Source organism: Streptomyces sp. Tek67B01, assembly GCF_055231995.1.
Genome location: NZ_JBUYUY010000001.1, coordinates 6,788,326 through 6,802,053 on the forward strand (window position 1 = coordinate 6,788,326; position 13,728 = coordinate 6,802,053).

A 13,728-nucleotide genomic window follows, 5' to 3' on the forward strand; every position below is an offset into this window, starting at 1 on the left:
ACTCACATCGCAGGCCCGGAGCCGGTGCCGGAGCGGTCGGCGAGTGCGAGTGCCAGGGCGGCCAGCGTCACGCCGCAGGTGACGGTGCCGCTCTGCAGCCACTCCACCACCTTCGTGCGCGAGGCCCAGATCGGCTCGGCAACCGACTCCATGGCCTCCGGTTCTGCGACGGGCCGGATGTCTGCCGAACCCGGCGGCCGGACTTCGGCTGTGAAGACGTGCACGTCCGATTCGATCAGACCCGTATCGGCGTGGATCAAGCCCAGTCGGCGTAACGCGCTCGGAGCGCAGTCGAATCCGGTCTCTTCCCGCAGTTCCCGTGCGGCAGCCACGATCGGGTCCTCGTCCGCTTCGCAACCGCCTCGCGGGAACTCCAGGGAGACTCCGCCGATCGAGTAGCGGTATGTGGGGACGAAAGCGAAACCGTCCTGCCCCGTGGGGACGATCACCACACCGCTCTGGGACCACTGCCAGCGCAAGTAGCGCCCCTGCTCGCCCGACGGCGAGAGCACTTCATCGTTGAACAGGGCCCCGAAACGGTTGCGGAAGACCTCCACGGCCCGTTGCCGCCGGATGGGTGGGGGTTCGGCGTGGACAGACGCTTCGTTCTTCATCGGCACCAGGCTCCTCTCAGTTCGCGCGACCGTCCAGCACGTTCTTCATCTGTAGCCATGATGAACGATCATGTCCGAAGTCGTCGAGTTCGTCACTGAGCTGGATGAGTACGTGGAGCACCAGCGCCTGCTCCTCGCGCAGTCGAGGCGTGGTCCGTAAAGGCAGCGCCGCGCGCTCCATCGCCGCCCGGCTCAGCACCGGATAAGCCTCGCGATACCTCTCGGCCCGCAGCAGTCCGAAGCCGTGGCGCTGCAGGGTCTCTGGCAGCCGGGCAAGATAGCGACTGGGCCGGAGTCTCACCAGGTCCTCCAGGCGCTCGACCGCCTGAAGGCTGCACGCGAGCGCCTCCTCGGGCAGGCCCGTGCGGTGGCGGCACTCGGCCAGGGTTTCCAGACAGGCGAGGTACACGTCGTCGTCACGAGCTCCTTCCGGCACCTGTTCGCACCGCATGACTCCTTCGGCAGCATCACGGGCCGCGCCGTTGACCTGTGCATCTCCGAGCCGCAGCAAGGCCAGCAGGCTGAGAGCGCCCGCCATGTCCATGAGAGTGTGGTGCCGCATGCCCGGCTCGGCGCCTACGAGTTGTCGGTACAGGGCCACAGCTTCGACACTGAGTCCCAACGCCGACTGCGTCTCCCCCGACCGCTGCCGCAGCAGGCTCAGGTTGTGCAACGCTGCGGCGTAGTCGGACCTGTACTGCGCGGACTTGCGGACGAGATCGCGGCTGAGCAGGACCGCCTCGTCCGCTGCCCGGACGGCGTCGTCCCGGTTCCCGCTCTCCTCGAGGCGCAGACTGCACCTGCGCAGCCGCTGCATACGCACGTGCGCACTGCTGTCGTCGTTCCCTGTGCCGGCCGATCGGAGCAGCCGCTGGAGGACGAGCGCCGACAAGGCGGAGAGGCCGGAAGGATAGCGGGGAAGCCGTGGTTCGACGAGGCAGAGGAGGTCGCTCTCGCAAGTCTCCAGCACCGGTTGGATCAGGGCCGCCAAGAGCTCCGCGTGCGGCAGGCGGGCGCCGACGGTCACCAGGGCCGGTACCAGGACTCGAGGATTGTCGCGAACGAGCCGCGCAAGCGCCCGGTCCAGGACGGCGTGGGCAGGATGGTCCGCTACACGGCCCACGGTCGTGCAGCCACGGGCCCGAGCCAGGACGTCGAGCGTATCCAACACGGCGCCGGGCCGTGCCCGCTCATCTCGGAGCATGGACACGTCCAGAGCCTTTCGCAGATAGCCGACCTCGTCTCCCGAGCTCTCGGGCTCCGCCAGCACACGCCGCACCAGGATTTCACCCAGGCGATCAGGTTCGAGGGGCGCGACATGGTCACCCTCCGCCGACGGATACAACGCCCGTAGGCAGCCCTGTACCGCGCCGGCGTTGACGGGCAGCTGTCCGGGGAAAGCCGCCCCGCGCACGGCAGTCAACAACGCGGTCAGCTCACCCCTGTCCCGCCCCTGGGCCAGGGTGGGCACGAGCAGTAGGCCCTCGGCCATCAGTCGTCCGGTACGTCCGGCGAAGGCGCCGCCCGTCCCCAGACGGTCCTCCAGCAACTTGTGCCATCCCCTGATTTCATGCCGACAGATCCGTGCCAGCGGGTCGTCGCTTTCCTTCCACTCCTCGCCCTGACGCAACGTGAGTACGGCGTCGAGAGCGGCAGCGAGCATGCCCAGAACCGAGTCCTGTCGAGCGGCTCCGCGCGCGAGGGACAGCGGCATCCGCACCCACGGGCATTTCAGCAAGCGCACGAACTCCCTGAACGCCTCGCTGACGAGGGCCCCGGGGTCCTTGGTGCTCAGCGTGCTGGGCAGCCTCAGCGAGCTCGCACCCCGCAGCGCCCAGTCCTCGATGTACTGCGCTTCGAACTCCTCCTTCAGCGCCTGCCACAACGGCTCCTCGGAACGAGCCAACAACAGGACGCGCAGGGTGATGCCGTCAGGCCGGTACCGGTGGACGTGCGCCATAAGAGAACTGATGTCGCCGAGCCGTGCTTGGGCGTAGTCGAACACCACCAGGCAGGGGAACTCCGCTCCGAGAGCGGCGGTGAGGTCTTCGAGCCACTGGTGTCGGCGGACAGGGTTGCCGAGCGACTCCCTGTCCGCGAATCCGGCGATCCAGCCCATGTTCCGTAGCTGATGGCAGAGTTCGGCGGTCAGACGGGTCTTACCCGAACCGCCCGGCGCGTACAGCAGACGCAGCAACTGGTCGTCGGCTACGTAGCACCAGTTCCTGAGATCGTCGAGCTCCGGCCGGTCCACGAACGGCATCGCCCCACGTGCCAGCATCTGCGCCGGCGTGTTCCCCGAAACGGGTGCGGGCTCGGGGCCGAACAGGGCTGCTTGCCGTCCCTCGCGGTTGCGGGCGAGGTCGAACCAGACCGTCCCCGCCCGGTGCGCGGCATGATTGCGGCCCATCAGCCCCGGCGAGAGTTCCTCCACGGCATCGACGGGTATCAGCCATCCTCCCGACATTCCCTTCTCGTGCCGTGACGCCTTGAGCACTCCGCACACACGCCCCGTTCTCGTGTCGAGCACCGGACCGCCGCTGAAGCCCTGAACCACCTGGTCCCATTGCAGCCGCACGAAGCGCCCGCTCCGCCCGGCCACCGTGAGATGCAGCGTGTCGGGCTGGACACCTGGTTCCAACGTGTGGCCGCTGAATCCGTGGACGGACACGGAGGAGGCCTGTGTCGGCGCCGCGTTGCCGAGCCACACGCCCTGCAGGTTGTGGGCGGGCTCCATCAGGCGCAGTTCAGCCAGATCCGGAAAGCCGTACGTGCTTTCCGGGCCCTTCGTCGCCGGCATCAGGCACCTGACCTCGATCGGCACTTGGCACCCCTCGACAGTGGCAGTCAGGCTGCTCCCCTCGCGCCCGGCCACCACGTGCGCGCACGTGAGAGCGGTGTCGGATGTCACCAGGAAACCGGTCCCGCAGAACGTACCGTTCGCCCAGATCCCCACGACGTTCCGCTCGGTCAGGACCCGCAGCCGCTCCAGTGGCTCACCGTGCGGGCTATGCGTCATCAATCTCTCCCGAGTAAACCAACGAGGCAACGCTGTCAGGTGACTTGTCGACAGTATTCCGCCTTCGGGGGTTTCACCCCGGATGTTGCGTTCGCCAGCGGCTGCCCGGCCATATGACCCCTGTCAACGTCGTGTTGCCACCGGGCCTGTCGGCCACCGCCACCGAGGGAGGTCGGTGACCTCTCCTCGATGAGCGGCATCCCGGCCGACAGCTCCTATCGTCTGCTGCCGGCCGGGCGGCCCGGCCTCACTTCAGGTGCCGGGCGAAGAATCGGGCCGCGTCGTCCGCCTCGAACCACGGGGTACCGGTGTGCCCGCCCATATTGGCGTGCAGCGTCTTCTCCTTGGCGCCGAAGGCGTCGAACAGGTCCAGGACCGGCTGCCGTTCCATCCCTTCATCGTCCCACTGCATGAGGAACCGCAGGGGAATGGTGACCTGCCGGGCCTCCTCGCGCAGGGTGTCGGGCACGAGAGTCTGGCCGAACAAGGCGGCGGCCGAAATGCGCGGCTCGACCATCGCCAGCCGAATGCCGATGGCGATCATCCCGTCGTATCCGATCGGGCCGTTGATCTCGGGCAGCGAAAGGAGGGCGTCCAAGGTGGTCCGCCACTCGGGGACCGCCTTTTCAACCAGCGGGACGACGAAGGCTTCGACGATCCCGTGGACCGGCTCGCCGGCCGCCATCGCCCGGCGGAGGTCGGCGCGGAACTGCTCGTCGACGGCGGAGCGAGGCCGGTCACCACACCCGGGGGCGTCGATGGCGGCCACTGCGAAGCCGTACCGCGCCGCGTAGTGACGGGCCCGGGCGACCAGCCGGGGGAGTCGCTTGTGCAAGCCGCCGGGGTGGCCGATCAGGATCAGGGGGGCCGGCGTCGATCCGGGCGTCCACAGGACACCGGGGATCTCGCCGAGGGTGAAGTCGCGTTCCAGAACGCCGTTTTCGAGGCGCTGTTCAGAAGTGAAGCGCATGGTCGTGCCTTTCGGGAGTGCTCTTGGACGGCGCTCCCGGACGATCTATCGTCCGACCGTGACCCCGGAGGGGAGCACCCGTGTCGATACTGCGTTCACGGGTACCACCTCCTCGTTCTCTCGCACGGCCTCCGGAAAAGTAGCAGGGGCCGCGGTGGTCCGCCAACGGGTTTTGCGCAGGCTCCGTGGCCGGATGCGGCGCAGCCGTACGGTCCCTCCTGGTCCCGGCACTGGTGATCGACTTCAGCCCCCGCGACTGGTGGCCCAAGGCCCTGCCCCGAGGGCGGCGCACATTCTCGGCCGCCACCGAACGGCCTGACGCGCCGCAGCAGTTCGCGAGTGTGGGCCGGCCCGTAAGGACCGACCCGACCTCGGAGAGCCGCACTGCCCGGAATCCTGCTCTCCCGGCGACCGATGTGGGACCAGGGCAACCTGTGCTCGGCGCCTTGCTCCTTGTAGAGGAATCCGTCCGTGGTGAGGCGCAGGTCGGTTCGGGGGTTGGCGCCGGTTCCCATGAGCAGTCCGTAGACCGAGATGTGGGGCGCGACAGGCGGAGGCCGGTCGGGTCGGCGAGCGCCTGGTACATCTTTGGCTTGGCCGCCTGCACGGCGATGGCCGTGATGTGCGCGGCGAACTCGGGGTGGCCGGTGAGGCCTTTGATCGTCAGCGGCTCGATGTTGCCCTCTGCGGCGATCCGGATGGAGGGGGCGGCGTAGCCTCCGGGACATCGCCCCGGATCACTTCGGTGATCCGGTCCCATCTCACCCACTGTTCGGTCTGGCCCGCGCCGGGGTCGGGCGCGTAGCACAGGACGTGGGCGTAGAGATCGACCTTGCCGCCGTGTTTCAAGGCGGCGCAGCGATCTTCCAACTGTCCGGGATCCTGTGGTCGCAGCCAAGTGTCCCTGGCGACGCGGGCGCGTCGCTCGGCGGCGGACCTGCGTCGTCGAGCGGCGTCCTGAGCGTCCCGGACCGCGGTGTGCCCCGCGAACCCGATGGGTGTAGGAAAGCCCTCGACCACAGTCGGGCTTACGCGCCACACTCCCCTCATGGCAGTTGGCATGTCGGCACGCCCGTGCGGAGGTTGCGGGCACACGCGTGGGGTGCACGTACCTTCCCTGCGGCGCTGCCTCGGGGCCCCCGACCGAGGGCCGGCTTGCGACTGCACCCTGTTCTCGCGTGAGGACGAGCCGGTCGACGACCGCCCCGGGCCACTGCCCTGCGAGGAGTGCGGGGCGTCCCGGACCGCACTGTGCCGGTGCCTGACCGGGAGGTCTGCCTGGGAAACCGGCGAGTGGCTGGTGTGAGCGGCGCCGGGCCGTTACTTGTGTTCGCCGTCTTCCTCTGGTGCCTGTACCCGGACGCCTGCCGCACCTGTCACCACTTGCCCGAGGAGCACGACGCGGGTACCGGCCCCTGCCACAGTGACCTGCTCGATATCGAGGCGACCGAACCCGCGGGAAGCAGTGCGACTGTCGGACGTACAGGGGCCGCCGCACTCAGGGCTGAAGGCCGTTGCTGTCAGCGTGCTTGAGGCGTGAACGGCCTAGGGAGAGCGGAAATGACAGGCCGGGAGCGGTACTCGTCGAGCGGCCCGCAGAGCCCCTGGCGGATCTTCTAGGCGGCATCCGGCCGCGTCGCCGCCTTTTCGGCGATGCGGTGTTCGGCCTCGGCCCAGGTGACGGGGAGGCCACCCACCTCGACGTTCCAGAAGACGAACGTGGACGTCTTCATCGTCGGGCGCATCGTCGTCACGATGCCGCGGTGCGGATCGGTCGAGTTGTAGGTCATCAGCGACTCGCGGCTGTCCCACGCCGACAGCGTCATGAACGGGCGCGCGACGAGCGACGCGCCGAGGCAGCCAGGGGCGCTCTTGACCTGGCGCCACGCGGACAACGACTTGACGAAGAAACGCGGTACGTCCTTTAGGCTCCGCACCTCGAAGCGCGACGCCATGACCAGGGCGGACGTGGTGCCCCCGGGTTCACTGGGAACGGTCCACGGAAGGGTGGGCACGGCATGGCCTCCAAGATCGGTGATGTCGCGGGAGCCGGGACAATACCCGTACGGCTGGGCTTGGTCGACCCCATCGCCCTGGCCGTGCTGCCAAGCCGGCCGACAAGGCCGGCACCCGACGGTCGAACGGTCATACCGCACCCCGACCGTCGAAACGGGCTGGGCCGCGCCGGGCAGGTGGATTGCCGGTGGTCAACACCATGGCGGGGCGGCCTGGGGAGGGTGGTCGGCCCGGGGCTGGTGCAGGCGGGGGACGTCGGTACGGGGGAGGGGCGAGGGTTCGCGGTCAGTGTACGGCGGGGCGGGTCGCGGGCTGCAAGCGGAAGGACAGGGCCTCCATGAGGGGCTTGCGCTGGGTCTTTTGGGCGGCGGCGATGCGCCAGTGTCCGTCTGCGTCACGGATGATCGTGTAGGTGGCGATCTTGCGGAGCTTGACGGGTTTTCCGGCTCTGCCTTTCTCCCCGGGGCCTGGGCGGACGTCGCCGCGGGTGACTACCACGACGGCATCGCTGCCGTAGAAGCGGAGTTCGACGGGGTCGAGGATGAGCCGGGTGTTCTTGAGGAAGCCGTCGAACAGGGCCTGGTGGGCGCGACCGATCTCCCGGCCGCCGTGGTAGACGGTGCCGACGTAGGTGACGTCGGTGGCGTCGTCGGTGAAGCAGGCGCCGTACGCGGCTCCGTCACCGTTCGCCCATGCGGCGGCGCTGCGCCGCAGCAGAGCGTGGATGGCGGAGGTGTCTTCGGCGCGGTGGACGGGGGTGCTCTGGTTCGTGTTCACGGGTGGCTCTCCTGGTTCGGTACGAGGAGGTGATGTGCGGGTGCTGGTGCCGTTGGTTGTGTGGCCCGCCGGTCGTGGACGGCAGCCGGGCGGGTGCAGTTCGCAGGTGGCCACACCTGGGGCGTGACCTGGTGACCTTGGAGGTGTGGCACCTGCAAGAGGATGCCGAGAAAGCGGAGGCAGGGAACGGCCGGCCGTAGGGAACGCCCTGGGCCCCATCCGCAGTAGGGGTCGGCCGGCTCGGTGGCGGTGTGCGTGGCCCCCCTTCTCCATGATAACTTCAACAAAGAAGAAGTTGGTTAACGGATCTCTTCTCCTGTGAAGAGATTAAGGAGTGGAGGAGTACGTGTCAACGCATGACGTAGCGCCCGACGCGGGCGGGCTCTACCGCCGATACCTGAGCGCCGTGATGCTGCACGGCCACGCCGCCGCCAAGGCATGCGACCTCGGCGCCACCGACCTCTACGCGCTCAACATCCTCCAGTTGGAGGGCTCCCTCACTCCCGGAGAGCTCGGCGCGCGGACGGGGCTCACCACCGGCCCGACCACCCGGCTCATCGACCGCCTCGAGGCAGCCGGCTACGTCCGCCGCGTTCCCTCGCCGGACGACCGCCGCAAAGTGATCGTCGACCCCATCGGCACACCCGCCGGCCTCGACCAAGCGATGGCCCCCGCGCGAGAGCGGATCGGTGAACTGCTCGCCACCTACTCGCCCGACCAACTCAAGCTGTTGTTCGACTACTTCGCCCGTGCTGCCGACGCCTATCAGGCATCCGTCGAGCATCTGCGTACCGCTTCCGCCCCCTGACCGCGAGGGTCCGCACGGCATTGGCTGTCCGCTCGACGGCAAGGGAAGGCGGCCGGTGTCCGGTCGTCCACTTTTCACGGGCCTGAGGGACGGCCGCCGTACCACGGTGCGGCCCACACGCGGCGTTCGGCTGAACGGCTCGAGATGGTGATCAAGCCGCGCCTTGCCCCGCCGCTTCTCGCCCGCCGCTTCTCGCCCGGCGCGTCTTCATGGGCGTGACCGATTCCTGGCGGCTCCGGGACGAACGGGCATCGCGAGGCCACGACCGACGACGGTATCCCTCGTCGCGCAGCGGTACGTGTCAATCGCAGGGCAGAGGGCCGCATGACAGTCGGCCATCAACGACCGGACCCGGCACCACCCGATGCCGGGTCGCCCACCCCCTTCCGGTGAGGTCACACCGCTGGTGGACCGCAGGGGTCTCGGGCGGCGCCTTGGACCCGTGCGATCGCTTCCCTGCGACACACTCATTCCTTGAGCCGGCACAACTCCTGACACAGCTGGAGCAAGAGCTCGAAATTGGGGATCTGGTACACGTGTGCCGCGTCTGGTCCCTTGCGGTTCGGGTCGGCGCGCCACCCGCGTTCCGGATTGAAGAACAGCATCCCGTCGTAAACTTTCAGCTTGTGGATCTCCGACCAGGAGGTTGTGAGACGACGCTTGCGGTCCTCACCCGTGATCCCTTGCCGGCACGCCTCGTACGGTCCGAAGTTCACCGTCTCGCCCCGCTCGAGCCGGGCGAGTACGTCGGGCAGCTGGGTCTGGGCTATGGCCCGCTGGATGTGGGGGCCCCAGTCGAGCGGGTAGGGAAACGGAGCGCCACCTATCACCTCGGTGATTCCCGCCGCCTCTTTGTCTTTGCGTAGGAGGGGGAAGATACCGAAGCCGATGACCAGGGCGGCGCCGCCCGGGTCGATGAGCATGTACTTGGCGTCGCGGTGTCCGCCGTTGACTTTCGTCAGGTTCTGCATGACTCGCGCGGTTTTCCAGTCGTACGCGGCTTGTAGGCCCATGGGAGACGTCACGATCACGCCGCCCGTGTATATGTACAGCCTCCAGTCCCGCCACTTCCGCCACCTCCACCCCTGGTCGGTGGCGAAGGTCTGCGTCCACTCGCCGAGCCCCCGCTGACCCGCCAGTGTGGCGGCGGCGGCAGGCGGCGGCACCGTGAGGTGCTGGTCCACGCTCATTTGGTCTCTCCTTGATGCGACAGTGCTCGCAAGTGGTTGTCCCTTGCCCGGCTCCGATGGGGCCGACTGGCCCGCATCGGCTCCCTGCTTTCCATCGGTGTGGGGGACATCGACCCCGATGGTGATCTCGGCCAGGTTGCCTGCACAGGCCAGACGCCCGGCCATATGTGACCGGCGGCCACGAATCAGGCCCACCCCGCTTGTACCGGTGGGTCAGGGCAGGCACGCCCTTGCGGGCCGGCCGCGGCCTCCTCGTCGACGGTCAGGCAATCAACGGTCAGGCCGCTATAGGGGCGGAACTTCAGATTCAGGCTGATCCGTATCCCGTCCGGGACCCGAGTCCCCTTTTGGGACATTTCATCCGGCCAAGCGGTGACCTGGACGTTCAGGGCTTTTCATGCCGGGTGGCAAGCCGGGTTTCGTCGTGGCGATGAGTTTGCGGGACCCCGCAGGTCTATCTCTTGACGGAGACAACCGACTCATCGGGAGTAAGCCATGGGCCTCATCCACATCGAGATGTTCACGACGCTCGACCTCGTCGGGCAGGCGCCCGGCGGCCCTGACGAGGACCCGGTGGGGTTCCCGTTCGGCGGCTGGCAGGCGCCCCTGCTGGACGAGGTCGCCGGGGCGCAGATCGATGCCGCGTACGAAGGCACGGACGCCCTCCTGCTCGGCCGGCGGACGTACGACATCTTCGCCGCCTACTGGCCTCACCAGGAGGGCGGGGAGGACAACGAGTTCACCACGCTCTTCAACAGGGTTCCGAAGTACGTGGCCTCTCGCGGCCGGCCTGACCTCTCGTGGGCCGGGTCCACGCAGCTCGGCCCGGATTTGGCCGACGCGGTACGCGAGATCCGTGACCGCCACGAGCACGTGAAGGTCGTCGGAAGCCTGAACCTCGTACAGACCCTCCTGCGCGAAAAGCTCTTCGACCGTCTCGACCTCTGGCTGCACCCCATCGTGCTCGGCGTCGGCAAGAAGGTGTTCGACGGTGGAGCGGTGCCCACCAACGTCAGGCTACTCGCACCCCCGGCAGCCGGCCCGAAGGGCACCGTGTACCTGCGGTACGGCCTCGCCGACGGCACACCTGCCACGGGAGACATGAGCGCACCCGATCGCGGTGTCGCAAGCGACGAATGAAGCCACCCCGCGCCTGCCGTCCGGCCGCGGGCAGCGGGAGAACGGCGGCGACGTGCTCCGGACCTCTTTGGGGACCTTTGCAGCCTTCGGCTCAGTGCTTCGGCAGGATGTCCGTTACCCGCGAGAGCGGTACGGACCTACTGCCTAGTGCCGTCGGCGCTCCCGAGGGTGCGCCGACCTCAGCCTCGTCCGGCCCGGAAATCACGGCGCGCGTTCCGGGCCTTCCGCCTTCCTTGTCCGCCGACCGGACGGTAACTTGTCGCCGCAGCCACCCGGGAACGGGGTGGCCACAGCCGGCGGGAGCCGACATGAAGAGCCTCGTAAGGGTGATGCTGAGCGTACTGCTCCTGGCGGCCGGCGCCCTGCCGGCCACTACGGCCGCCGCCTCCGGGGCCCCGTCGTCCCCGGCGCCGGCCGTCACCCCGCTGGACGCGCCCTGGACACCCCCGCTCTCCACCCGGGGCCGTTACATCGTCGACGCCCAAGGCAATCGCTTCCGCCTGCGCTCCGGCAACTGGGACGGCGCCCAGGGCTCCTGGAACGGCTCCGGCGACCAAGGCGACCCCGTCAACCACCACGCGGGCCAGGATTCCCACGGCATACCCCTCGGCCTGGACCGGACGGCCCTGCCCGCCGACTTCCGCGCCCTCGGGCTCAACAGCGTCCGGCTGCCCTTCTCCAACGAGATGCTCCACACGACCACCCCCGTCCCGGACGCCGCCGTCACCGCCAACCCGGACCTGCGCGGCAGCACGCCGCTCCAGGTCTACGACGCCGTCGTACGCGCCCTCACCGATGCCGGGTTCGCCGTCATCCTGAACAACCACACCGGCACCACCCGCTGGTGCTGCGGCCTTGACGGCAACGAACGCTGGAACAGCGGCCGTTCCACCAGCCAGTGGTCTGACGACTGGGTCTTCCTCGCCCGCCGCTACCGCGGCAACCCGCGCGTGGTCGGCGCCGACCTCTACAACGAGGTCCGCCGCGACACCTGGGACGACCCCAACTGGGGCCTGGGCGACGCCCACGACTGGCAAGCCGCCGCACAGGAGGCCGCCGACCGAATCCTCGCCGAGGCCAACCCCAACCTGCTCATCGTCATCGAGGGCATCAACTGGACCGGCATCCCCCTCGATGGCCTCCCTCACGGCCGGCCCGCCCTCACGCCCGTCCGCGCCCTGTCCCACACCCTCGTCGTCTCGAACAAGCTGGTGTACTCGGCCCACTTCTACGGGTACACCGGCCCCCACCACAGCGGCGCGACCGGCCTCGGCGAGACCCATGACGCCCGCTACCAGGACATGACCCCCGCCGAGCTCCGGCAGACCCTCTACGACCAGGCCTTCTTCGTCTCCGCCGAAACCGGGACGCACTTCACCGCCCCCGTCTGGATCAGCGAGTTCGGCATCGGCGCCGACGAAAACGGGGCCGCACCGCGCGCCTGGTTCCAGAACCTCACCGGCGATCTCGCCGCCTCCGACGCCGACTTCGCCTACTGGCCGCTCGTCGGCTGGAGCACCACCGCGCAGGGCGCGCCGGGCGGAGACAGCTGGGCCCTGCTCCGCTACGACGCCAGCGGCCGCCGCAGCGGCGTCCTCGACCCAGCCGACTGGCGCACCGGCCCCTTGACGACCCTCACCACCACTCCCGGCCGCACCGGATTCGTCCCCGCAACCGTCGCCTGGTACCAGCTGAGCACCGACCACCAGGACCACAACGCCTCGCTGCGCACCCGTGCCGCCGGGGACTGGGACACCGGCGCCCGCAAAGCCGTCTGCCCCGATGGGGCCCGCCTGGCCGGCCTCAGCCACACCGGCGGCCGGGGCCTGTGCTCCACCTCCGATCTGCGGGCTGCGGTCGCCGGCCAGACGGTGGTCCGCGACGAGACGTACGTCCCGTCGGGCGGCGACTGGGCCGGCGGCTACACCAAACTCCAATGCCCGGCGAGTGAGTTCCTCATCGGGTACAGCGTCCGCAGCGAGCGGGTCTCGGCGGCCCTGTGCGCCCCGGCGCGCTCCGCGCTGCCCGCGGGCGGAGTCCGCACGGTCTGGTTCGACCGGGGCGACAACCGCCCGGCGGGCGCCGGGGGCGGCGATTTCGCCTCCGGCCACTACAAGGGCCAGTGCCTGCCGGCCGAGTACGCGGCGGGCATCGCCTTCACCACCCGCGTCGCCGCCCGTCCGACCCCGGCGGCGCTCCTGTGCCGGCCCCTGCCGGCCGGCTGAGCCCCGTCGGCGGGCGCCGTCACCGTGACCGCCGGCAGGCTCCACCAACGCCGGCGGCAGCGCCTCCGTCACCTGGACCGTGATCCCGGTGGGCGGCGGCACCGCCGCCCAGCTCCTCGGCAGCCAGGGCTTCGAGACCGGCACCGCGGGCCCCTGGACCGCCTCGGCGGCCGTGGTCGACAACGGCAGCGGCGAAGCCGCCCACTCCGGTTCCTGAAGGCCCGGCTCAACGGCTGCGGCTCCGCCCAGAGGCCGCCGCGGCCGAGACCGGATGGGCCCGGCTTGGCCCCGGGGGCGACAGGAGTGATTCGGGCGACCTACGGCTCATCCCACCCACCTACCTCGGTGGACATTCCACCCAATCTTCCATTCTCCCCATGCCGCTGCGCACGCTCGGTAGCGTGAGTCTCACAAGGGGTCCGGTACCGAGGGGAATCGAGTGCCGGGCGTAGACCGTAGAAGCAAGGGAGTGGACGCCGATGGCGAACGTGGAAGTCTCCTTGAAGGAGACCATGACCTCGATCGAGGGCGCGGTGGGAGTCGCGCTGGTGGACTACACCAGCGGCATGGCGCTGGGGACCCTGGGCGGTGGGAAGGATCTCGACCTGACGGTCGCCGCCGCGGGTAACACCGATGTGATCCGCGCGAAGGTCCGCACCATGGAGATGCTGGGCCTGAACGACGAGATCGAGGACGTACTGATCACGCTCGGCGGCCAGTACCACCTGATCCGACTACTCAAGGGCCGTGGAAGCAACGGCCTGTTCCTGTACGTCGTACTGGACAAGGCCAGGTCCAACCTGGCCATGGCCCGGCACCAGCTCAAGCGCATCGAGTCCGCTCTGGAGCTCTAGCCCCGGCATTTCGGCGCCCACGCATGCCCACGAGTTGAAGAGTTCTTCAATCCGGCACATCTGAAACAGATAAAACACGGGCATGTGTGGGCCGGCCCGCACGAATCTATGGGAG

General features: G+C 69.0%; 11 protein-coding genes. 5 read left to right on the plus strand and 6 right to left on the minus strand.

Features of this window, described 5'->3' with window-relative positions; genetic code table 11:
- Positions 1-2 precede the first annotated feature (2 nt).
- The 5 genes from ACV7NM_RS30860 to ACV7NM_RS30880 form a co-directional block, all read right to left on the minus strand.
- Positions 3-614 carry an NUDIX hydrolase gene (locus ACV7NM_RS30860; RefSeq protein WP_463413399.1) on the minus strand — a complete coding sequence of 204 codons (612 nt, stop codon included), beginning with the start codon at positions 612-614 and terminating at the stop codon, positions 3-5.
- 16 nt (positions 615-630) lie between these two features.
- Positions 631-3,633 (minus strand): trypsin-like peptidase domain-containing protein, encoded by a 3,003-nt coding sequence (locus ACV7NM_RS30865; RefSeq protein WP_463413400.1) that lies wholly within the window; start codon positions 3,631-3,633, stop codon positions 631-633.
- 247 nt (positions 3,634-3,880) lie between these two features.
- Complete coding sequence (locus ACV7NM_RS30870) at positions 3,881-4,603, minus strand: dienelactone hydrolase family protein (RefSeq protein WP_463413401.1); 723 nt, start codon at positions 4,601-4,603, stop codon at positions 3,881-3,883.
- A gap of 1,616 nt (positions 4,604-6,219) precedes the next feature.
- Entirely contained in the window at positions 6,220-6,618 is a 399-nt protein-coding gene (locus ACV7NM_RS30875; RefSeq protein ID WP_463413402.1) for a DUF3291 domain-containing protein, read from the minus strand.
- 286 nt (positions 6,619-6,904) lie between these two features.
- The gene (locus tag ACV7NM_RS30880; RefSeq protein ID WP_463413403.1) at positions 6,905-7,396 is read right to left on the minus strand and encodes an SgcJ/EcaC family oxidoreductase; all 492 of its coding nucleotides are present in this window, start codon (positions 7,394-7,396) and stop codon (positions 6,905-6,907) included.
- 346 nt (positions 7,397-7,742) lie between these two features.
- Between ACV7NM_RS30880 and ACV7NM_RS30885 the strand changes: the two genes are divergently transcribed.
- The gene (locus ACV7NM_RS30885) at positions 7,743-8,204 is read left to right on the plus strand and encodes a MarR family winged helix-turn-helix transcriptional regulator (RefSeq protein ID WP_463413404.1); all 462 of its coding nucleotides are present in this window, start codon (positions 7,743-7,745) and stop codon (positions 8,202-8,204) included.
- Between the two features lie 467 nt (positions 8,205-8,671).
- On the opposite strand, the gene ACV7NM_RS30890 is transcribed toward ACV7NM_RS30885, so the two are convergent.
- A complete protein-coding gene (locus ACV7NM_RS30890; RefSeq protein ID WP_463413405.1) occupies positions 8,672-9,394 on the minus strand; it encodes a DUF6585 family protein in 723 nt (240 codons plus the stop codon).
- A gap of 495 nt (positions 9,395-9,889) precedes the next feature.
- On the opposite strand from ACV7NM_RS30890, the gene ACV7NM_RS30895 reads away from it, so the two are divergent.
- The 4 genes from ACV7NM_RS30895 to ACV7NM_RS30910 all read left to right on the plus strand — a co-directional run bounded on the left by ACV7NM_RS30895 (position 9,890) and on the right by ACV7NM_RS30910 (position 13,613).
- Positions 9,890-10,534 (plus strand): dihydrofolate reductase family protein, encoded by a 645-nt coding sequence (locus ACV7NM_RS30895; RefSeq protein ID WP_463413406.1) that lies wholly within the window; start codon positions 9,890-9,892, stop codon positions 10,532-10,534.
- Positions 10,535-10,842: 308 nt separating this feature from the next.
- Positions 10,843-12,759 (plus strand): glycoside hydrolase family 5 protein, encoded by a 1,917-nt coding sequence (locus ACV7NM_RS30900; protein ID WP_463413407.1) that lies wholly within the window; start codon positions 10,843-10,845, stop codon positions 12,757-12,759.
- Positions 12,760-12,847: 88 nt separating this feature from the next.
- Positions 12,848-12,976 (plus strand): hypothetical protein, encoded by a 129-nt coding sequence (locus ACV7NM_RS30905; protein WP_463413408.1) that lies wholly within the window; start codon positions 12,848-12,850, stop codon positions 12,974-12,976.
- A 262-nt stretch (positions 12,977-13,238) separates the two neighbouring features.
- Positions 13,239-13,613, plus strand: coding sequence for a hypothetical protein (locus ACV7NM_RS30910; RefSeq protein WP_463413409.1), 375 nt, complete (start codon positions 13,239-13,241; stop codon positions 13,611-13,613).
- Positions 13,614-13,728 lie beyond the last annotated feature (115 nt).